18 protein-coding genes are annotated in these 21,210 nt (G+C 37.2%); 7 read left to right on the top strand and 11 right to left on the bottom strand.

Going from position 1 to position 21,210, the window contains the following annotated elements; genetic code table 11:
• Positions 1 to 49: 49 nt before the first annotated feature.
• On the top strand, positions 50 to 415 hold the full coding sequence (locus tag EA772_RS02755) for a hypothetical protein (RefSeq protein WP_124911094.1): 366 nt from the start codon (positions 50 to 52) through the stop codon (positions 413 to 415).
• Positions 416 to 442: 27 nt separating this feature from the next.
• Here the strand turns inward: EA772_RS02755 and EA772_RS02750 are convergent, their stop codons facing one another.
• Entirely contained in the window at positions 443 to 937 is a 495-nt protein-coding gene (locus EA772_RS02750) for a hypothetical protein (protein ID WP_010600373.1), read from the bottom strand.
• Positions 938 to 1,144: 207 nt separating this feature from the next.
• Here EA772_RS02750 and EA772_RS02745 point away from each other — a divergent pair, with 207 nt between their 5' ends.
• From EA772_RS02745 to EA772_RS02730, 4 genes are read left to right on the top strand one after another with little or no spacing between them, the layout of a single operon-like run.
• Positions 1,145 to 1,804 (top strand): GDSL-type esterase/lipase family protein, encoded by a 660-nt coding sequence (locus tag EA772_RS02745; RefSeq protein WP_124911093.1) that lies wholly within the window; start codon positions 1,145 to 1,147, stop codon positions 1,802 to 1,804.
• A gap of 56 nt (positions 1,805 to 1,860) precedes the next feature.
• Complete coding sequence (locus EA772_RS02740) at positions 1,861 to 4,185, top strand: TonB-dependent receptor (protein ID WP_124911092.1); 2,325 nt, start codon at positions 1,861 to 1,863, stop codon at positions 4,183 to 4,185.
• Positions 4,186 to 4,189: 4 nt separating this feature from the next.
• The gene (locus EA772_RS02735; RefSeq protein WP_124911091.1) at positions 4,190 to 4,993 is read left to right on the top strand and encodes a DUF4249 domain-containing protein; all 804 of its coding nucleotides are present in this window, start codon (positions 4,190 to 4,192) and stop codon (positions 4,991 to 4,993) included.
• 40 nt (positions 4,994 to 5,033) lie between these two features.
• Positions 5,034 to 5,993 (top strand): D-glycerate dehydrogenase, encoded by a 960-nt coding sequence (locus EA772_RS02730; protein ID WP_124911090.1) that lies wholly within the window; start codon positions 5,034 to 5,036, stop codon positions 5,991 to 5,993.
• A 143-nt stretch (positions 5,994 to 6,136) separates the two neighbouring features.
• Here EA772_RS02730 and EA772_RS02725 read toward each other — a convergent pair whose 3' ends face one another.
• The 6 genes from EA772_RS02725 to mutL all read right to left on the bottom strand — a co-directional run bounded on the left by EA772_RS02725 (position 6,137) and on the right by mutL (position 14,371).
• Positions 6,137 to 8,863: a carboxypeptidase regulatory-like domain-containing protein gene (locus EA772_RS02725; RefSeq protein ID WP_246834026.1), complete on the bottom strand. Its 2,727-nt coding sequence runs from the start codon at positions 8,861 to 8,863 to the stop codon at positions 6,137 to 6,139.
• 174 nt (positions 8,864 to 9,037) lie between these two features.
• Complete coding sequence (locus EA772_RS02720) at positions 9,038 to 9,670, bottom strand: NAD(P)H-dependent oxidoreductase (protein WP_010600379.1); 633 nt, start codon at positions 9,668 to 9,670, stop codon at positions 9,038 to 9,040.
• A gap of 105 nt (positions 9,671 to 9,775) precedes the next feature.
• Positions 9,776 to 10,882 carry an endonuclease/exonuclease/phosphatase family protein gene (locus EA772_RS02715; protein WP_124911089.1) on the bottom strand — a complete coding sequence of 369 codons (1,107 nt, stop codon included), beginning with the start codon at positions 10,880 to 10,882 and terminating at the stop codon, positions 9,776 to 9,778.
• Positions 10,882 to 11,736: a rhomboid family intramembrane serine protease gene (locus EA772_RS02710; RefSeq protein ID WP_124911088.1), complete on the bottom strand. Its 855-nt coding sequence runs from the start codon at positions 11,734 to 11,736 to the stop codon at positions 10,882 to 10,884. Before EA772_RS02710 ends, EA772_RS02715 begins: the two co-directional genes overlap by 1 nt.
• Entirely contained in the window at positions 11,729 to 12,433 is a 705-nt protein-coding gene (locus tag EA772_RS02705; RefSeq protein WP_010601304.1) for a rhomboid family intramembrane serine protease, read from the bottom strand. Before EA772_RS02705 ends, EA772_RS02710 begins: the two co-directional genes overlap by 8 nt.
• A gap of 102 nt (positions 12,434 to 12,535) precedes the next feature.
• Positions 12,536 to 14,371, bottom strand: a complete 1,836-nt coding sequence (mutL, locus tag EA772_RS02700) for a DNA mismatch repair endonuclease MutL (RefSeq protein ID WP_124911087.1) — start codon at positions 14,369 to 14,371, stop codon at positions 12,536 to 12,538.
• A 329-nt stretch (positions 14,372 to 14,700) separates the two neighbouring features.
• Between mutL and EA772_RS02695 the strand changes: the two genes are divergently transcribed.
• Entirely contained in the window at positions 14,701 to 16,335 is a 1,635-nt protein-coding gene (locus EA772_RS02695; protein ID WP_124911086.1) for an amidohydrolase, read from the top strand.
• Positions 16,322 to 18,139, top strand: coding sequence for a serine hydrolase domain-containing protein (locus EA772_RS02690; protein WP_371683159.1), 1,818 nt, complete (start codon positions 16,322 to 16,324; stop codon positions 18,137 to 18,139). Before EA772_RS02695 ends, EA772_RS02690 begins: the two co-directional genes overlap by 14 nt.
• A 104-nt stretch (positions 18,140 to 18,243) precedes the next feature.
• Here EA772_RS02690 and EA772_RS02685 read toward each other — a convergent pair whose 3' ends face one another.
• From EA772_RS02685 to EA772_RS02670, 4 genes are all read right to left on the bottom strand, one after another.
• Positions 18,244 to 18,846 (bottom strand): lipopolysaccharide assembly protein LapB, encoded by a 603-nt coding sequence (locus EA772_RS02685; protein ID WP_124911085.1) that lies wholly within the window; start codon positions 18,844 to 18,846, stop codon positions 18,244 to 18,246.
• A gap of 90 nt (positions 18,847 to 18,936) precedes the next feature.
• Positions 18,937 to 19,656, bottom strand: a complete 720-nt coding sequence (locus EA772_RS02680) for a sterol desaturase family protein (RefSeq protein ID WP_124911084.1) — start codon at positions 19,654 to 19,656, stop codon at positions 18,937 to 18,939.
• Positions 19,657 to 19,723: 67 nt separating this feature from the next.
• Positions 19,724 to 20,317, bottom strand: coding sequence for a Crp/Fnr family transcriptional regulator (locus EA772_RS02675; RefSeq protein ID WP_124911083.1), 594 nt, complete (start codon positions 20,315 to 20,317; stop codon positions 19,724 to 19,726).
• A 13-nt stretch (positions 20,318 to 20,330) separates the two neighbouring features.
• Complete coding sequence (locus tag EA772_RS02670) at positions 20,331 to 21,173, bottom strand: hypothetical protein (protein ID WP_124911082.1); 843 nt, start codon at positions 21,171 to 21,173, stop codon at positions 20,331 to 20,333.
• Positions 21,174 to 21,210 lie beyond the last annotated feature (37 nt).

The raw sequence follows: 21,210 nt of genomic DNA, 5'->3' as shown, positions 1-21,210 counted from the left end.
TGCATCGAACCAATTAACCATTTCAATTAATCAACTAAATAAACATCATATGAAAAAAATAGTATATGGAATAGTTATTTTCCTTTCTTCTCTTGGTTACAGCTGTAAAAACGGCCATGGTAACTTATCTTTAAATACAATAGATACTGAAACCGGGTTCAAATTTATTGCAGACTATGATAAAGATAAAGCCGGAAAAATAGAAAAATACTTAGATAGCGCTTTAAACAACGAACGCCCACTTGATCAGAATATCGATTTGTTGGTTAACTTAAACAGTACAGAAAAGTTTAATTTAAAAGCTCAAAAAGGCAGGCTGGAAATTAATTTTGATAAAAGAAACAGCTCTTTAGCTGGATATATGAAAGTAAAAAAACTGACAAAAGGTATTCAGAAAAGGCTGCTGGAGCAATAGAGAAATATTTACTCAGTTGAGATTAGTTTATTGATTGAGTAATTTCCTATACATACTTGCTTTTTTGAATATAAACTCATCAGCATGAGTGGGGTAGGGTTTGCCATGAGGCCCGGCATAAACATGGTCATGATGTGTTTTTTTATCGTATTTAGCATCATAAACAAACAGCCATAAATTAACATGATCTAAAATATCCAAAAATTCGTTTGGCATATGATCAAGTAAGTGAGATTGAGTCATAATGATTCTTTTGATCTCTAAATTATTTGGATACCAGATGCTTTGTTCGATAAATTCCCTTTCTCCCGGAATGTGGTTAACGATTTTTTGAAATCTTGTAAATTCCTGCTTATTCACTTTTGATAAGATCTCCAGGGGCGCAAAAATTTTTTCCAATTGTTCCCTTTTGCTTGCGAGCAATTTGTTCCGTTTATCGAAATACCGATTAATAATAATCGCTAAAATGGCACCAAGAATACCTATGGTTCCGGGAATGATTATTGGCAGCAGTTTGTCCATTTTACATCAGTTTAATATTTATAATAGATATTTTTTTTTGAATTAATCGATTAGTATCGAGTATGTTATGGATTATCGAATATAATCATTCAACGTTATTTATGCAAAGCATTATGTTGCTTTTAATTTCTGCTATTAATCCGTTACATTTTTAAATAGTTTACTAAACTGATCCTCCTTATCTTGCAGAATTCAAATATGATAAGCATGAAAAAAATATTCTTAACCTTTTTATTTTCACAACTTATACTTTTAACCGCTTTTGCACAATCAAAACCAAACTTTTGGGATGATGTACAAACCATTAAAAAGTACGATAAAATGTTTCAGCCGCCCGCTAATCCGGTTTTATTTGTGGGCAGTTCATCGATAAGAAAGTGGGATGATTTGACACAGGTTTTTGCAAAATATAACGCTTTAAACAGAGGCATTGGCGGGGCGGTAATCAATGATATCACTTACTATTTAAATGATGTTGTTTTCCCTTACAACCCTCGTCAAATTGTGCTTTATGTTGGTGAAAACGATCTTCCTGATTCGAAGACTACCGCAGATAGCGTATTAAACAGAACGATTAAGTTGTTCAACTCCATCAGGGCGAAGCTGCCAAATGTGCCCATCGTTTATATTTCCATAAAACCAAGCCCGAGCAGAGATCAATTTCGGGACAAGGCTGTCGCATCAAATGCTTTAATTAAAGATTTTCTTTCCGGCCAGCTTAATACCAAGTTTGTAGATGTATTCAAACTGATGCTGACCAAAGATGGGAAAAACCGCCCTGAATTGTTTGTAGGCGATATGTTGCATATGAATGCTGCGGGCTATGCCATTTGGAAAAAGGCTGTAGAGAAACATTTGATAAAATGATAGCACTTTCAAATGTGTACCTTTGAAAACCATCTTAAAAATCAGATTATTTTAGCATGTCGATAAAACAATATTTGCTCCTCCTCCTTTTTTTTACTTCAACCTCCACATTACTTGCTCAAAATAAATTTACGCTAAGCGGTACTATTCGCGATGGAAGTTCAGGTGAGACGCTTATCGGTGCTACGATTAAGATTTCAGGGCCAACTTCTGCAGGAACACAAACCAATAATTACGGGTATTTTGCATTAACCCAACCTGCCGGTAACTACACAGTCACCATCAGCTACTTAGGTTTTATTCCGGTTACGAAAAACATCTACCTTAACAAGGATACAAAGCTGAATGAGGAACTCAAGGTAGGAAACGATTTGGGTGGAATCGTAATCCGTGCCAAAAACCGCAAAAATGAAAATGTAAAAAGTGCACAGATGGGTTTGGAGCGCATTGATATGAAAGCTTTGAATTCTATTCCTGTTTTGTTGGGAGAGAAGGACATTTTAAAAACCATTCAACTTTTGCCTGGCGTAAAATCGGGTGGGGAAGGAAATACTGGTTTCTACGTCCGTGGTGGTGCTGCCGATCAGAATTTAATCATTTTGGATGAAGCTGTGGTTTACAACTCATCGCACTTGTTAGGATTCTTTTCTACTTTCAATGCCGATGCCATCAAAGATGTGAGTTTGTACAAAGGCGGAATGCCTGCTCAATATGGTGGTCGTTTATCATCAGTTTTAGATGTGAAGATGGATGATGGAAACAATAAAGAATTCAAATTCCAAGGTGGAATTGGTTTAATTGCCTCTCGCTTAAAAGCAGAAGGGCCAATTGTGAAAGATAAGGGTTCGTTTATGGTGAGTTTCAGAAGAACCTATATTGATCTGTTTTTACAGGCATCTCCAGACTCATCTATCAATGGCAGCACTTTGAATTTTTACGATATCAATGCAAAAGCCAATTACAAAATAAACGACAAAAACACCATCTATATTTCGGGTTATTTTGGTAAGGATAATATTGGCGTGAAAGATCTTTTTGAAAATAACTGGGGGAATGTAACCACAACTTTTCGTTTGAACCATATTTTCAACGACCGCCTGTTCTCCAATACCTCTTTAATTTACAACAACTATAATTATACGGTCAGGCTGCTGAATGATGTAACCAATTTCAAAGCGACATCCTTGGTTCGCGATTTTAACTTTAAGGAAGATTTTCAGTATTTCAGCAATAAACATACATTGAGGTTTGGCCTTAATGCTACCCATCACCGCATCTCGCCAATTGATATTACCACTTCGCAAGAATCGCAGGTTAATCCGTTAACGCAGGAAAAACGGTATGGATTGGAAACGGCGGTTTACGTTTCTGATGAGTGGGCTGTAAATGAAAAGCTAAATTTCCTGTATGGTGCAAGGTTGGCGGCCTTTTCACTTTTGGGGCCAGGAAATTTTGGAAGTTATGATGCAGATGGAAATGTTTTATCATCAGAAAAAGTAACCAGCGGGAAATTTTATAAAAATTACCTTAACCTCGAACCACGCTTTTCGGTAAGTTATCTTTTTAATGAGGAAAATTCCGTAAAAGCTTCATACAATCGGAACACACAAAACATTCATATCTTAACCAATGCTACGTCCAGCTCACCAACGGATCAGTATGTATTGAGCAGCAACAACATTAAACCAGAAATTGCCGATCAGGTGGCAGCAGGTTACTTCCGGAATTTCAATGAAAATAACTATGAATTTTCTGGTGAAGTATATTATAAATGGATGCAGAACCAAATTGATTACCGCGATGCTGCTGAACTTTTGGGCAATGCGAATGTAGAATCAGAGCTTTTGTACGGAACGGGCAGGGCCTACGGATTAGAACTGTTTTTTAAAAAGAAGTTTGGTAAGTTAAATGGATGGGTTGGGTATACTTTATCTAAAACAGAAAGAAAATTTGCGGAATTGAATAACGGAAATTATTTCCCGGCAAGGCAAGATCGAACGCATGATGTATCGTTTGTAGGAATTTATAATTTGAACAAACGCTGGACTTTTTCATCGAGTTTGATTTACAGCACCGGAAATGCTGTAACTTATCCGGCAGGAAAATATATTGTTGGCGGGCAAACGGTTTATTATTATACCCAAAGGAATGCAGGCAGAATGCCCTACAATATGCGTTTGGATTTAAGCGCTACGCTTGAAGGAAAAAATAAAGGTAAATTTCAGTCGAGCTGGAACTTTGGAGTATATAATGCGTTGGGTAGAAAAAACCCTTACTCAATAGAATTTATCAATGATCCGAATGATCCTGGTAAAACCGTTGCCGAACAAACCTCGCTATTTGGAATGATTCCTTCAGTAACCTGGAATTTTAAATTTTAATGCCATGAAGAAACTTATCATATATATCGCAGTAATCAGTTTTTGTTTTACTTCCTGCAAAAAAATCATTGAGGTAGATACCACTAATGCCGAGCCACAAATTGTAATTGAAGGAAAAATTACCGATCAGGCGGGTGGTGCATCTGTAATTATCAGCAAAACGGTTGGTTATGATGAAAGTGGTGTTTATCCGAAGGTTTCAGGGGCAACAGTTGTTGTTACAGATCCCAGTAACGGAATGGTGGTTACCTTTTTTGAGCAAAGTCCAGGGGTTTATTCGCAAACTTTGAAGGGGATCCCCGGCCATACTTACAATTTAAGTGTTAAGGTAGATGGCAAAACTTATACGGCGAGCTCAACCATGCCGAAGCTTGTAAAACTCGATTCTATTGGCGTAGTAAGCAATTCATTTTTTGGCAATGAAAGGAAAACAGCAGCTGCTTTTTTGGTTGATCCTGCAAATGAAACCAATTTTTACCATTTCAACTTATACGTAAACAACGTTTTTTCTAAAAGAGTTTACGTTAATAACGACCGATTAACCAATGGAAATAAATTGCGTATTCAGTTATATTATGAATCGAACGATGATGATGACGATGGTTTGAAAACAGGTGATGCAGTTATTGTTGAGATGAAAGGAATAGATTCTAATATATTCGACTACTGGTATACTTTGAGCCAGCAATCGGGGCGTGGGCCAAACCAGGGCACAACGCCGGCAAATCCTCCATCAAATATTTCGAACGGTGCGTTGGGTTACTTTAGTGCGCACACCTATCAAAGGCAGTCGATTACGGTAAAATAATATTTGCAAAACCCGCATGGCTTTTAGCTGTTAACCTTAGATGAAAGTATTTATTAGCGGTAACATTGCTCCGGCTGCTTTACAGCGGCTGGAAGAAAATAATATTTCCATTACCCAATGGAATGAAGATCGACAAATTACAACCGATGAGCTAATTGAAGCTTGTAAAAACCAGGATGGTTTTATCAGTGTAGGCCCGAATAAAATTAATGCCGATTTTTTAAATGCCAGTAAGCACTTGAAGGTAATTGCACTACATTCTGTAGGTTTTGATCAGGTTGATATTGAAGTAGCCAAAAAATTAAATATTCCCGTTGGAAATACGCCGGGAGTTTTAAGCGCTGCAACAGCCGATACGGCCTTTCTGCTGATGCTAGCAGTTTCAAGAAAAGCCTTTTTTGGTTATAGAAAAATAACAGATGGCAACTGGGTAAAATATGAGCCTGCCCAGGAACTTGGAATCGAACTAAATGGCAAAACACTTGGCGTTTTTGGCTTGGGGAAAATCGGATTGGAAATGGCAAAAAAATGTAAAGCTGCCTATAACATGAAGGTGGTTTACCATAATCGTTCAAGAAACGAAGCGGCTGAAAAGGAAATCGCGGCTGAATATCTTTCATTCGATGAACTTTTAGCGCAAAGCGATGTGTTAACTGTGCATACGGCACTTACTTCTGAAACTAAAGAGAAATTCTCAATGGAGGTTTTTCGGAAGATGAAATCCAATGCTATTTTTATCAATACAGCTAGAGGTGGCATTCACAACGAGCAGGATTTAATTAAGGCGCTTGAAGAGAAAGTAATTTGGGGAGCCGGTTTAGATGTAACCAATCCTGAGCCTATGGATAAAAACAATCCGTTATTATTTATGGAAAGTGTTGCTGTTTTACCACATATTGGTTCGGCAACCGAAGAAACCCGGGAGGCGATGGCAGGATTAATTGTCGAAAATATTCTGGCAGGATTAAATGGCGAGAAGATTCCTTATCCGATTTATTAGCATTTCTTAAAAATTACAAAGGCATATGTTTTTTAAACCTATGCCTTTGTAATTTAGTTCACTTATTTTTTGCCATTGGTCGAGATTTGCAATCTCAACCTTTAAAATGTGGATGCGTAATCCACATCGAAACAAATTAAATTTTATTTTACCAAATACCTCAGCACCGACCGGCCCAGGTTGCCGTTACCATCAATCCCTTCAATAATTACTTTGTACTGCCCTTTTCCATCAGCATTATAAAATTCAAAAGATGAATTCCCGGTAGCATCGGTTACAATTTTAGGATTCCAGTAAATCGTGGTTCTTAAGTCGTTTCTGTTCATGTTTGCAGCAACATCGTAACGTGGGGAATAAAATTCTTTCTCTTTATTGTAACCTTGCGGTGAAAATGTAAGCTCATAGCTTTTAGGCAACATGTCTAAAAGTTGGGCCTTCGATATTTTTTGACCTTTTGGTGCTTTCTTCTGATTAATTACAATCACACCATTAACATTATTGGCTCTATTCACTAAACCTAACTGGTCTCTTAAAAATATTTCAATTGATTCGATGTCATTTGCGTTTAATGTGTTAATCTGATTTACATCCACATTCATCCCATTGATAAAAACACCCATAGGTACCCTGTTTCCCTGATTATAATCTCTGCTTACATAGAAAACATTATCTATAAAGGTTACCCCAGGCATCAAAGTCTGTAAACAATTAATCAACAAATTACAGCCCTGTAATCTATCTCCGGTAATTTCGTGATCTGCAATTTGGCTTAAGCCGCTTAAGGCAGGATAATCTTTATGACTAACTTTTGGGATGGTTGCCGCTTTAATGGTTACATCTTTCAAAGTATGCAGGTAAGCGTACTGCCTTTTGCTGTTATCCAGGTAAGTTGTTAAAGCACTGTCGATATTGACAACCTCTTCTGCTGCACTAAAGTTTCTGGTTAATGCCGGTACCGGCGATCCGTTTAAACTAATGGCCATAGCTTTGTAGTTTACATTGTACTTGGCAGAAACAGTTACTTTAGATGAATCGTTTAAAACCAGATTCTGCACCCTGAAGTTACCCACCGGGTCTGTAGTAATCTGGGTATTGAAACGTTTGTCAGGAATAGTTACCAAAAGTGTTCCTTTTCTTACGGGGATACCATTGTTCATTCTTAATACCCCCGATAGTTCGATGCCCTGCTCAGGTAAGAAGCTTATTTTCGGCAATTGTCCGCTTAAAATATCTGTGTACTTAAAACTACGATAGCCTTGTGTTAAAAGAAGCGCATCTAAATCAGCATTTTTCTTGGCATCTGGTGAATTGAAATAATAATTTGGTTTTTCAATATAACCTTTCAAGTCACTGCTCAATAATAACCCGGTTAAAATGGTAGTTGTGCCATCTTCGCTGGCTGGAACTTTACTTTCGTCGATTACTGCTACAGAAAATGTACCTTCTACAGGTGCGCCGTCTTTTTTAGCGGAAACATTAACTTTTACTTTTTTCTTAATTCCAGATGTAGGCGTAGGCGTTGACAGCGCTAAATTTAACGTGTTTTTGTTTTGCACAAAAACCAAACGTTCGCTTAAAGGTTTACCTGCATCGGTAAATAAAGTGAACTGTGCAATGCCCATCGGGAATTTTGATTTCGGAACAGTTGTACTGTATTCTTTAGTTGATAAAGCCGTTTGCGCACCATAGCAGATTACGCCTTTACTTTGTGCAACCAGATAAAGTTTTTTAGTGCGGTTTTGATCATAAAAAGCATCGTTGGAAACAATTTTTACCAGCACATTTTCTGCGTTACTGTTATCAATACTGATGGTAATTCCAGAGGCTTTGACTTCAGGTAGATTGTAGCTTCCGGTAGTTCCATCTGAATAGGTAACGTTGGCTTTATAAGTTTTGCCACTCTCTGCAAGCAGGTTGAAACTACCCATACCCAAATGCTGAGCTGTAAAAGTAGCCACTTGTTTGCCATCATTATCTGTAACCGTTCCTTTCGAGTTAATGCCCAATCCATCGCTTTTAATGGCTTTAAAAGCTACCTTATTGGTTAATCCGGCAATCAGGTTTCCACCTTCAGGAAAAAGTTGAAAATCCTTTTTAACAATGGCGGTGTTTAACGAGAAATTATTGTAAACGATATCTTTTTCAGTAGTATTTAAAGAGGTAATTAATTCGCCTTTGTTTAACTGATATTCTGCCTTTTGATTGGCTGACATGCTAATGGTTAAATAACCATTGGCATCAGTTGTTCCACGCCCTTTTGCTATTACCGTGAAGCTGGTAACCACCTGCCAACTCACATTTCTATTGGCGTATGGTTTGTTATTAGCATCTTTAAACTGTACACGGGCATCAATTTTTTCAAGCTTATCTGTAGAGGTGTTTTTGTAGCTGATATGTGTTTTTACTTCTTTATCAATGGCTTCACCAACAAAAAATGTTTTGTTGAAATAGCTTGGGTCTTCAAAATTCATCATCCACATGGTATAAGCCCGTATATGATAATTGCCCTGTTTGTAGTTTACCTGATCTAACGGAAAACTTCCGTTTGCTACACCACCGGTAATGGGTAGTTTTAAAGTTTGAATAAGCGAATCCTTTTGATTGATCACATCAACATACACGATTTTGCTTAATCCGGATAAAAAATTTTGATTTTCTGTAATGTAAGCTTTAAACCAAACTGTATCTGCAATGGCGTAATAAGGCTTATCAAAATGAAGATATATTTTTTCAGTAGGGTAATCGTTTAAAACCTTATTGGTTTTCGCGATTAAAGTGTTTATGCTAACGGTATCGGTTTGTGCCGAGGAAGATAAATTTAGTAATGATAGGATGGAGAGTATTAAAAACGATAATCTAAAAATCTTCATGAATTGGAAATTAAATACTAATGGGTAAATATATCCAATTAAAAATAGAGCGCCTAAATTGTAACAAGGTTTAACATTTTTTTACAAAAAGAAACTACTCCTTTAAGTTATCAGCACAAAAAAAAGCGAGCTAATTGAGGTAGCCCGCTTATAATTTTTTAAGATTTCGAATACTTATTTGTACTCAATTACAAATTCGTTTAATGGCTTACGTACCTTTTTAAGGTTAACCAACCAGTCACCAGCTTCATCTCTGTAACCTAACGGCAATAACGTAACGCTCTTTAAGTGCTTTTCACCTAAACCCAATAATTCATCAAGTTGAGAGGCGTTGAAACCTTCCATTGGAGTGGCATCAACTTTTAGCGAAGCAGCTTCAGCAAGTGCAATGCCAAAGGCAATATAAGCTTGTTTGGCCGCATGGTTGAAGTTTTCTTCTGCTGATCTAGATAAAATCATGCCTTTCAACTGGTTCTTATAATCATCAGTAGTTTCTAAAGGCAAACCACGTTCCGTGTTCATTCGGTTGAAAACAGCATCTATTCCCTCTTCGGTATAGTTTTCTTGCGCAGCAAAAACCAATAAGTGCGAGGAATCGATCACTTGAGATTGGTTGAATGCAATTGGTGCAATTTTTTCTTTCAACTCCTGATTAGTGATCACGATTACTTTGAAAGGCTGTAAGCCAGACGAAGTAGGAGCCAACGAAGCGGCTTTTATAATTTGATCAACCTTTTCTTGTTCTACCGGCTGACCATTCATTTTTTTAACGGCGTAGCGCCAGTTTAGTGCATCTATTAAACTCATGGGATTATTTCAATTTTATAAGTCAAATATGTACATAACAATTTTTTATAATGTTGATGTATGGTAAGAAAACCACTTACTATCGAAAAAGATAGTCCGGGCAAATCAGGGAATAAATCTTAAATCACTCCTCACCGGAAAATGATCGGATAACTTGGCCTCGGTAATGTGATAATTTAATACTTCGAGTTTTTTCGAAGTCAGAATGTAATCAATTTGAAAATTAGGGAATTTGCCGTTGTAGGTTTTACCCATGCCCGAACCTTTTTTAATAAATGCGTTATTTAAATTTTCTGAAATTTGGGTAACAACGTACGAAGCTGGGGTGTCATTAAAATCGCCTGCAATTAAATAGGGTGTTTTGCAGGACGCCATTTCTTTTTTCATAAGGTCAACCTGTCCGCTTCTTTTTAAAAATGCACTTTTAAGCATCCTCAAAATGCGTTTGGAAGGCTGAAGCTGGGTATTCATCTCTTTCACCTTATCCAAATATTCATAATCCTGTTTCTCAAATGAAATGGATTGGAAGTGCACATTATAAACCCGTAAAGTTTTTCCTTTGATGTTCAAATCAGCATATATGCTCATGTTCCCGTTATAATCATCAACAAAAGGAATTTTACCGCTATTTACTACCGGATATTTGGAGAATATCGCTAAACCATAAGCTTCATAGTCGTTTCTGTTTGTCGGAACAAAATAGAAGTGTTTAAGTTTTAATGTGTTTTTTAAGCTATCGATGATATCGAAATTGCCTTTGTATCTGGTGTAAAATTCCTGAAAGCAGATAATATCAGGATTTTGATCTTTCACCACTTTTAGCATTTTTTCCTTCACCGATTCATCGTTTTCACCACCATAAAGCTTAAAGGTGTGCACATTGTAAGTCATCATTCTTACACTACCTTCCACCTTTTCGGGGCCACCTTTATCACCGCCAAAAGCGAAAGTGGCCTTAAACGTTCTTAACCCAATTGCGATGACTACGATGCTTGCCAGGGCGAAAAGCCATTTTTTGCTGATGCACCACCAGGCCAGAAACACAATATGAAAAAATAATACATAGGGATAAGCTAATCCAAAGAAAGCAATAATAGCATGTTTGCGTGGGTCCATATTGCCTGCAACTGTACCAAGTATTAACGCTATAGCCAATAGAATTGCAATTGGCAATAAAAGTTTATCCAAGAAATTGTATTTCTTTTTTGCCATTAATCTTTACTTGCTTTAAAAAGTTTTTCCTTTTCAGTTGCCGATAATTTATCATAACCTGAGGAAGATATCTTATCTAAGATGGCATCAATCTCCTGCTGAGAAACACTGTTGAATATCGGCTTTTTAGGCGCAGGTTGTTCATTTCTTACCACTTTCAGCTTTGGTTTCCGCTCGAAGATACCGCTCCAGTCGTTACCTCTTTGTAAGCTTTTGATAAAGATAAATCCTAACAATGCACCGCCAATATGTGCTAAATTTCCTCCGGCATTTGCAGATGACAAGCCTAAAAATGAAATGAGAAAGTAAGCAATGGCCACCCATTTAATTTTTACTTCGCCAAATAACAGCAATACAATACTGTAGTTAGGTACTAATGTAGCCGTTGCCACTATGATTGCCATTACGGCTGCCGATGAACCGATTACAGTTTGACCAATTAAACCACCATTGAAAACCGGTATGAGATTTAAGCCAGCAATATAAATAAGCGCACCAACTAAACCTCCGGTTAGGTAAACAAAATGAAATTGGCGGCTCTTTAAAAAATTCATAAAAATATTGCCAAACCAAAATAGTCCCAGCATATTAAATAACAAATGCAAAAAGCCTTCGTGGAAAAACATGTACGTAATTACGGTGTAAAAACGCGTTGGTAATGATTCAATTCTGGCAGGTACACCAAAATAGTTCCTTACCCAATCACTCATGCTAAAATCTGTTTTCCCTAAAAAGAGAATTACAGCAATAATAGAGGTTACTAAAAAAATGATCACATTTAACCCGATATATAAAAACAGCGGATTACCTGATTGAAAAATTTTAAATTTTAAATCTCTAACCGTATTATTCATAGTAAGTATAAAAGTTTGTGTTTTTATCCTTCCAGATTTTCACTAATATAAATCCAATTAAAGCACCGCCCAAGTGAGCGTAATGCGCAATGGAGTCTCCTTCAAAACGACCAACACCTAAAAATAGCTCAACTAAAATATAAAATGGAATAATATATTTAGCCTTTACCGGAACGGGAATAAACATAATGTAAAGTTCGGCATTTGGGTATAACATACCAAAAGCTACCAGCAAACCAAATACCGCTCCTGATGCTCCAAGCATTCCGCCACCATAAATCTGCCCAATGGTTTGGTAATCGGCCTGGCTTTTAATTTGGTTCTGCCAACCTTCAAACAAAGTGAACTGACCGATAATTTGTTGTACTTCAAAGGCCTGTACCGCCCACTGAAGCAATAAGGCGCCTAAACCAGTAATCAGATAAAATATTAGAAATTTTTTGCCACCCCAACGGGTTTCCAATAAACTTCCAAAAGAATAAAGGGCAAACATGTTGAAAAAGATATGTGCAATACCACCATGCATAAACATATAGGTTAGCACCTGCCAGCCACCAAATTTTGGAGAATCAAAGTAGTAAACCGCCAGCATATTTTCCAAATCAATGGTCGATCTCAGAAAATATGTAGCCACGAAAAACAAGATGTTAATAATCAGTAGGTTTTTAACTATTGGTGGGATATAGATGTTGTTCATTTAATTTTTGTTGTCTGTAATCAGGTTTTTATTCCTCGTTATTTGCTCCTTACTCCTTACGCCTTGCCCTTACGCTTTGCTCCTTACTCCTTGCTCCTTACGCTACTTCTCAAACTTCTTATCCAATTCTCCTAAAGTAATGGTTTGAATAATCGGTTTCCCGCTTACACTAAAATTTGGTGTTTTGCAGGCGAAAAGTTCATCAATTAAAGTATTCATTTCTTCCTGTGCTAAAGCAGTTCCTGCTTTTATCGCACTGTTTTTGGCCAGTGTTCTGGCTAAACTATCACGCTTAGTTAACTTCAGTTCTTGCTGAGAGTTTTTAAAACCCTCAATTAATTGTTCAAATAACTGTGTTTCGTTGATATTGCTACTGCCCAGATCAACCGGAACACCTTCTACTACCAATGTGTTTTTTCCAAATTCACGAACATCAAAACCTAAACTTTTTATATCATCCAGTAAACTTTTAGCCAGTTCAAAATCATTGGCATTTAGGGTAATGGTTTGTGGAAATAAGCTTTGTTGCGATGCGCCTTTGCGATCATCTAAATGTACGAGAAATCGCTCATAAAGAATACGTTCATGTGCCATTTGTTGATCAATAACCATTAAACCTGATTTAATTTGTGAAACGATATAGCGATTGTGCAACTGCATATATTGCTTCTGTTTCGTTTCCAAAATAGGCTCGTCGGCATAAAAAGTCGTTTGTTCTACAATCGGTTGCTCCACTATCTCATACAATGAACCCCAGTTTTTTGCACTCGGTTTGGCCTCATAGTTTCTCGGTGATGAAGCATAACCCGAACTTGAACTGCTATCGTTAGCAAATGGATTGAAATCAGGATTAAAATTGATGCTTGGTGGAACAATATCCTCAACCGCTTTTTGCGTAATCATATTGCTAAAGCCCGTTTCCTGATCAAAATCTAAAGTAGGCGAAATATTATACCGACCAATAGAACGTTTTACCGCAGATTTCATGATTGCATAGATAGATTTCTCATCTAAATATTTAATTTCTGTCTTGGTTGGATGAACGTTTACATCAATTTTGGAAGGGTCAATTTCGATGAATAGCACATAAAGCGGATAACTGTCATCAGGCAAAAGATCTTCGAAGGCTGAACTTACCGCATGGTTGAGGTAGGGGTCTTTAATGAAACGATTGTTTACAAAAAAGAATTGTTCACCTCGTGTTTTCTTCGCGAAAGCTGGTTTACCAATATATCCTTTTAGGTTAATAATGGTAGTTTCTTCTTCAACTGGCACCAAACGTTCGTTGTAGTTGTTGCCAAAAAGATGCACAATACGTTGTTTTAAATTACCTTTCGGAAGGTTGAAAATCTCGGTACCATCATGATGCAAACTAAAAAATACACCCGGATGAGCCAAAGCAACCCGCTGGAATTCATCGATAATATGACGCATTTCTACCGGGTTGCTTTTTAAAAAGTTCCGGCGGGCAGGCGTGTTAAAAAAGAGGTTTTTAATGGCAATCTGTGTGCCGGCTGGCGTAGCAACAGGTTCCTGAGCCGTTACCATGGCTCCTTCAATTGAAATGCAGGTTCCGATTTCATCTTCATGCCTGCGGGTTTTCATCTCTACCTGCGAAATTGCGGCGATGGAAGCCATGGCTTCACCACGAAAACCCATGGTGCGGATGGCAAACAAATCTTCTGCTTTCTTTACTTTTGATGTTGCATGGCGTTCAAAGCACATTCTGGCATCGGTAACACTCATTCCACAGCCATTGTCTATAATCTGAATCAATGCTTTTCCGGCATCCTTTATTACCAGTTGAATTTTATCTGCGCCCGCATCAATTGAATTTTCGAGCAGTTCTTTTACTGCAGAAGCAGGTCGTTGAACAACTTCTCCGGCGGCAATTTGATTGGCAACAGCATCAGGCAATAAGTGAATAATATCAGTCATGTATTAGGGCAAAGTGAATTCGCTAAATTATGTAAAATAAGCTTAAGGATGTCGATTTGTTTAAAACTCAACATGTAAATGACTTGAGGATTTTGCCGGAAGTTGGCAGCCAGAAGTTTGCAACGGTGATGCAATCTCACTTGTTAACCCAGTTTTATTACTTACATAAAAGTTTAGTACGATAGGAAATTTGAACAATCACAAAATTTCCGGCAGCAACAAAGTATTACGCTTATCTGGTTGATCCCGTATTATCCTGTAGAAACAGTGCGTGTAAGTCATCTTGATTTTACGATAGCAAATGATTTCAATTTTCTATCTTTAACAGTATGAAATCCCTTTTATACATCCCATTGTTTGTTGCTTTATTTACCTCCTGCGTCAAAAAAGAACAAACCGATCTAATTGTTTACAATGCAGTTGTTTACACTGTTAACAATAGCTTCGATACCGTTGAGGCCTTCGCCGTAAAGAATGGAAAGATTTTGGCTACAGGGTCATCAAAAGATATTCAGACAAAATATCAAGCCAAAGATGAAATTAATGCTGAAGGGAAGTCAGTTTATCCGGGGTTCATTGATGCACATGCGCACTTTTTTGGTTACGGACAAAGCTTGCAAGCTGCAGATTTACGGGATACCAAATCCTGGGAGGAGATTTTAGACAAATTAGCCAAATTTGCTAAAACACATCCTGATGGCTGGTTAATTGGCAACGGCTGGGATCAAAACGATTGGGAGAATAAAGCCTTCCCTACAAATGAAAAGTTAACCGAACTTTTTCCTAACCGACCGGTGCTACTGAACAGAATTGATGGTCATGCTGCTGTAGTGAATCAAAAAGCTTTTGATGCTGCAGGAATAAAAGGCGGGCAAAAACTCATTGGTGGAGATATGCTTACCCAAAACGGGAAACTAACAGGTGTTTTAATTGATAATGCTGTGGGGTTGGTCGACAGTAAAATTCCATCACCTGATGGTAAGTTGGCAGAGAAAATTTTTACCGATGCGCAAACAAACTGCTTTGCTGCAGGATTAACCACTATTGATGATTGTGGTTTGCCTTTTCAAGCCGTTGATTTTATCGAAAAACTGCAAAAGGAAAACAAGTTGAAAATGCGTTTATATGTAATGCTATCTGATGCGCCACAGAATTATGATTACCTGTTTAAACGCGGAGCGATAAAAACTGATCGTCTGAATGTACGCTCATTTAAGGTTTATGCCGATGGTGCATTAGGATCAAGGGGTGCTTGCTTGTTGCATCCTTATAGCGATATGCCAAATAAGAGCGGATTTCTATTAAGCACTCAAAAGCATTTTGAAGAAGTGGCCGAAAAAATTGCTGCACATCATTTTCAAATGTGTACCCATGCCATAGGCGATTCTGCTAATCGCGTAATGCTGAATATCTACAATAAAGTACTGAAAGGTAAAAATGATAAACGTTGGAGAATTGAACATGCACAGGTGGTGAATCCAAATGATTTTAACCTGTTCGGGAAAGCAAATGTAATCCCATCCGTACAACCCACTCATGCTACTTCGGATATGTATTGGGCCGGACAGCGATTGGGTGTCAGCCGCGTTAAAGATGCTTATGCTTATAAACAGTTGTTAAAGCAAAATGGCTGGATTCCGTTGGGAACTGATTTTCCGGTAGAAAACATTAATCCATTATTAACGTTTTATGCTGCGACAGTGAGAGCAGATGCAAAAGGTTTCCCTAAAGGGGGTTTTCAAATTGAAAATGCTTTAACACCTCAAGAGGCATTGAGGGGAATGACCATTTGGGCTGCAAAAGCTAATTTTGAAGAAAATGAAAAAGGTAGTTTAGAAATAGGAAAATTTGCCGATTTTGTGATCCTTGATCATGATATTTTGAAAGCAACACCTCAAAACATCTTAAATACAAAAGTTTTAAAAACCTATTTGAACGGAGAAAAAGTATATGATGCGAAATAGATTATTTATTCTGGCAACGGCTAGTTTCTTTAATATTTTATGTTTAATGGCTTGTGCACAAGAGCATGCAGCAAATGAAAAAAAATTATCGATAGCGAATAGTATTGCACAAACTACCATTTTGCTAAATAATCAGGATGCTATTATTCCATTAAAATCACTGGAGAAAAAAAATATAGCATCGGTTAGTTTAGGTTTTTCATATAGTTTGATCTTTGATAGTTTGGCCAATAAGTACGATCAAGTTACTCCGTTTTCTGCTGCAATGTACAAAGACAGCGTGAATTTGAATAATCTGGAAGATGACTTAAAATATTACAATACAGTTTTGATTTCCATTGATGATCAAAATTCTAATAATGCAAAATACATCAACTTTATCAACAGTATATCTAAAACGAAAAAAGTAATCGTATCGCTTTTCGGCAATGGAACGGCATTAAAATCCTTCGATTTATTGCAGTCGCCGATTATTTGGACAGCTCAAAATACAGCTGATGCTGCAGCCATCGTTCCACAATATATTTTTGGAGGTATTGCAGCTGAAAATAAATTAACCAAAGCTTTTTCAGCAAAATATACTGTCGGATCAGGTTTTACGACGACTAAAACACGTTTAAAATACACGGTTCCGGAAGATGCCGGGGTAAATTCAAACAGCTTAAAAGAAATTGATGCGATAGCCGCAGAAACCATCCGGGAAAAAGCAGCACCGGGTTTGGTGGTTTTGGTAGCCAAGGATGGCAAAGTCATTTTTAACAAAGCTTATGGTACACACACTTATGATGGCAATTTGCCTGATAAAGTAACTGATATTTTTGATCTGGCTTCGGTAACCAAAGTGACAGCCACTACACCTTCGGTAATGCGTTTATTCGAAGAAGGTAAGTTAAAATTGGATACAAACATTGGTGCTTACATTCCAAAAGCCCGAACCACACCCATGAACAATATCAATGTTCGAGAGGTGATGCTGCATCAGGCAGGATTTATTCCCTATATTCCTTTTCACAACTATGTAAAAACAGGAGATTACAGTGTTGATTCTACAGCAGCTTTCCCTACTAAAGTTGCTGATGGCTATTATATCAAAAAAGATTTCTTTAAAGATTTTATGTGGCCTAAAATGCTCAATTCGCCTATCAAAACTCGTGGACAATATGTATATAGCGACATCAGCATGTATGTGATGAAAGATATTGTGGAGCATATTAGTGAAGAGCCGTTAAACCAATACACCTACGAGAATTTTTACAAGCCGTTAGGGATGCAAACCGCAGGATTTTTGCCTCGGAACCGGTTCAGCAGAGATCAGATTATTCCAACGGAACAGGATACTTATTTCAGGAAAACACTTTTGGTAGGTTATGTCCATGATCAGGGTGCGGCACTTGCAGGTGGTATTTCTGGTCACGCCGGTTTATTCTCCAGTGCAAATGATTTAGCTATTATTTATCAGATGCTTTTAAATCGGGGTACTTATGGCGGTACGCAATATTTTAAGCCAGAAACGGTTGATATGTTTACCTCTAAACAATCGAATGTGAGCCGTCGTGGTTTGGGTTTCGATCGCTGGGATCCGGATAGCACTAAACATTATCCATCAAATTTAGCCTCACCACAAACTTATGGCCATACAGGCTACACCGGAACTTGCGTTTGGGTCGATCCATCAAGAGGTTTGGTTTATGTTTTCCTTTCCAATCGTGTAAACCCAGGTGTTAGCGAGAAACTGGGTAACTTAAAGATCAGGGGCAGAATTCAGGATGTGATTAATAAGGCAATCGATGAATCGAAGAAATAGTGTAGAATAATATATTTGTTGTTAGGTAACGTGGCGTCATTATGAGCTACGGAGCAATCTATTTAGCTTCGGTTTGTTTCTTTATTCGTAATAATGAACTTTAATTACTCATCATCTAACAAGGTGATGCAATCGCCAGCAAGTTTTTTAATTCTAACATCAAAAGTTTTCAGCGCTTCATTATTTTTTGAAGTTTGGTAGAGATAGGTAATGATGCCTTTGGTCGAATCATCTGGGTCGCAGGCGTAAGACTTTTCTAAATAGGCTGCGGTTTTGGTTGATAGCTTTTTATAGTCTTCTACCATTTTGCCATAAATTACCACACTCTTTGCATCAACTGCGGCATTCATTTTTTTAATCATCGCCTGACAATCTTTGAAATAGTGATTGCCTAGCGCAAGATAAGGCACATAATAACCAGGTGTTAATTTAATACTCTTTTCATAATATGGAATCGCAAGATTCATCTGATCGGTTTCTTCATAAAGCCTTGCTAAGTGATAGTTCACACTTCCCGTTTGCTTTTGATTTAGTTCAGATGATCTTTTAATTAATGCTTCTGCTAAATTAATCGCTTTGCTTTTTTCACTGGCTTCCAATCTGATTTGCAGGAAATCCCAATAGAGATCTTTAATGTCTTGAGTTTGCGAGAAGCAGAATTGACAGGCTGATAATATAAGGAAGAGCGTTAGGAAGCGTTTTTTCATGATTTAAATTTTGGCCGAAGATAACAATTATGCCGCTAGAATTTAAGCTCAGTTGGCAAAGATAGCAAGTGATAAAAAAGCGAAAGGGCATTATTTTTTGTGTACATCTTTAAATCTGATCATATCAAACAATCTTTGCTCTTTTTCATTGTCAAATCCACATGTGCTCTTGAATTCTTTAGGATTTTCATAAGTGCCAAATAACATATCCCACCAAACAATATCGCCGTAGTTATTGCTGTGTTTTTCATACTGATGATGAATTCGATGCATCTCTGGTCGCTGGAAAATATAGCCAATCCATTGGGGCGTTTTCACATTGGTATGATAGAAAAATTCACCTAATGCTGTGCATAAAGTATAAATTGCTCCAGCTTCAGGATTTAATCCTAACAATGTGTAAACCAACAGACTTCCAATGATGGAATTTACAGTCATTTCCAAGGGATGTTTATAGAACGATGTAATGACTTCTAAACGTTGCGGACTGTGATGAATTTGATGAAATCCTAACCATAAAAAATCTACCGTATGCCTCCACCGATGCCACCAGTAAAAAATGAATGTTGCAATAAAATAAGCAATAACTCCTCCGATCCAATTGGGCACAAATTGAGATAACTTAAACATAGATACAGAAGAGAACCATTTCTCCCAGGTGAAGCCTGCCAAAACCACAATGCTAAGTTGGATGAAATTAACACCTAAAACCCTGATGGTCCATGTAGAAACGTTTGGCAATTTCCAGCCGGGTTTAATTCTTTCAAGTAAAAAGCAAAATCCGAATACAATAAAAATGATGACTAACATAGATTGAAAATTTATTCATCAAATCTATGAGGAGTTGTTTGGCTGGCTTTTGACAAAAGTCAAAAAATCATTTTTGCTTTCTGATTCTGCTTAAAGTTTCTTGTGTGACCCCTAAATAAGAAGCAATGTGTCCTAAAGATACCCTTTGAAAAAGCTGTGGGGTTCTTTCCAATAACTTATGGTATCGTTCTTTAGCGCTGAACATCCGCAATTCGTTCGCCTGGATTTCATTACGCATGTGATAAAATTCGGTTAATTTCCTTCCAGAAAAGTTGAATTCCAAATACTTCAAGTATAATTCATCCAATCTATCTTTTTTCACAGCGATGAGTGTGCAATCTTCGAGGGTTTCTATGTACTCGAAACTAGGCTTGCCGGTGTAAAAGCTATAAACAGAAATCAAAAGCTCGTTTTCAAATAAAAACCAGGTATTTGTCTCTTTGCCATCCTTATCAAGATAAAATATTCTGGCTGCTCCTTTTAAAATAAAATAGATGGTATTGCTCCGTTCGCCTGCATTTAGAAGCTTTACTTTTTTGGTAACTTTAATAACTTCGCTATTGGCGATGATGGCTGTTTTAATTTCTTCTTTTAACGGGTAGAGATTATTGAAAAGGCTGAATAGATTTTCGTAATCTGAAGCCGGCAAGTGATTGACCATAAAAAATTCGCTATTAAATTGACAATCCTATTTTGTAAATCACTGTTTTTAACTCCGCTGTATCCCGATCTTCACAGAGCAAAAATTCTACGCCCGAACTGGTTTTCTGGTATAATGAAATTCCCTCAAATTTATGCGATCCCGAAATTCTATGTGAAAAATTAAGTGTGAGCGATTTCAAATCAATACTGCCAATAAAACTTCCTAAAATTTCACCATCTGCATAAGTAGACTTAGTATCTTCTGCTGTCGAGATGAAAAATATGGCATCGTTCACCATTACGGCATCTGTAAATGTTGATTCAACATGATTAATATTGGGCAGTCTGATTGGCTTAAACTCAATTTTTGTGGCTTCTGCCAGATCATCATCGAAAATACGGAACGTTCCATTTTTGCCATCACTTCCATTTCCCCGGTTAAATAATACCCAATCTTTACCGGTGAAAACAGCTCCTTCAATATTTAGATTGTCATCATCGAGGTTTGCGATTGCCTTCATTTTACGATAAGTATCCGTTAAATCTTTGCGCATAATCCGCCCTGATTTTGGTTCAAATTCAATTAATGAATTTCGTTTTGCCGTAGATCCTGAACCTAGAATATAAAACTGATCGGCATATTGGCAAAGCACTTCAAAATCTGGCTTTTGTGCTTTAGGAATGTTTTCCAGGCCATGAAATTTATCATCAGATAAAATCTGGATCTTTCTTAACTTATGGTCTTTTATATTGTATTCGTTTAAAAATCCACTATTGTCGCCAATAATATAAAGTAAATTTGGCTGATAGATAATTCCTGAAGCAGAACCAATGCCTTGAACTTCTCTGAATATTTCCAAATGGACTGAATGCATAATTTAAAGTAACAAAAAAAGCATCGAATTAATCGAT

This window comes from Pedobacter sp. G11 (genome assembly GCF_003860265.1).
GTDB classification, from domain to species: domain Bacteria; phylum Bacteroidota; class Bacteroidia; order Sphingobacteriales; family Sphingobacteriaceae; genus Pedobacter; species Pedobacter agri.
Note: the sequence above shows the minus strand (reverse complement) of the source record. Positions and strands in the feature narration are given on the sequence as shown.

Coding starts and splice junctions, on each gene's coding strand:
- EA772_RS02740 (WP_124911092.1), top strand. CDS start 1,861: ATGTCGATAAAACAATATTTGCTCCTCCTCCTTTTTTTTACTTCAACC.
- EA772_RS02690 (WP_371683159.1), top strand. CDS start 16,322: ATGATGCGAAATAGATTATTTATTCTGGCAACGGCTAGTTTCTTTAAT.
- EA772_RS02735 (WP_124911091.1), top strand. CDS start 4,190: ATGAAGAAACTTATCATATATATCGCAGTAATCAGTTTTTGTTTTACT.
- EA772_RS02680 (WP_124911084.1), bottom strand. CDS start 19,656: ATGTTAGTCATCATTTTTATTGTATTCGGATTTTGCTTTTTACTTGAA.
- EA772_RS02670 (WP_124911082.1), bottom strand. CDS start 21,173: ATGCATTCAGTCCATTTGGAAATATTCAGAGAAGTTCAAGGCATTGGT.
- EA772_RS02715 (WP_124911089.1), bottom strand. CDS start 10,882: ATGGCAAAAAAGAAATACAATTTCTTGGATAAACTTTTATTGCCAATT.
- EA772_RS02710 (WP_124911088.1), bottom strand. CDS start 11,736: ATGAATAATACGGTTAGAGATTTAAAATTTAAAATTTTTCAATCAGGT.
- EA772_RS02750 (WP_010600373.1), bottom strand. CDS start 937: ATGGACAAACTGCTGCCAATAATCATTCCCGGAACCATAGGTATTCTT.
- EA772_RS02745 (WP_124911093.1), top strand. CDS start 1,145: ATGAAAAAAATATTCTTAACCTTTTTATTTTCACAACTTATACTTTTA.
- EA772_RS02675 (WP_124911083.1), bottom strand. CDS start 20,317: ATGGTCAATCACTTGCCGGCTTCAGATTACGAAAATCTATTCAGCCTT.
- mutL (WP_124911087.1), bottom strand. CDS start 14,371: ATGACTGATATTATTCACTTATTGCCTGATGCTGTTGCCAATCAAATT.
- EA772_RS02705 (WP_010601304.1), bottom strand. CDS start 12,433: ATGAACAACATCTATATCCCACCAATAGTTAAAAACCTACTGATTATT.
- EA772_RS02720 (WP_010600379.1), bottom strand. CDS start 9,670: ATGAGTTTAATAGATGCACTAAACTGGCGCTACGCCGTTAAAAAAATG.
- EA772_RS02730 (WP_124911090.1), top strand. CDS start 5,034: ATGAAAGTATTTATTAGCGGTAACATTGCTCCGGCTGCTTTACAGCGG.
- EA772_RS02755 (WP_124911094.1), top strand. CDS start 50: ATGAAAAAAATAGTATATGGAATAGTTATTTTCCTTTCTTCTCTTGGT.
- EA772_RS02685 (WP_124911085.1), bottom strand. CDS start 18,846: ATGAAAAAACGCTTCCTAACGCTCTTCCTTATATTATCAGCCTGTCAA.
- EA772_RS02695 (WP_124911086.1), top strand. CDS start 14,701: ATGAAATCCCTTTTATACATCCCATTGTTTGTTGCTTTATTTACCTCC.
- EA772_RS02725 (WP_246834026.1), bottom strand. CDS start 8,863: ATGAAGATTTTTAGATTATCGTTTTTAATACTCTCCATCCTATCATTA.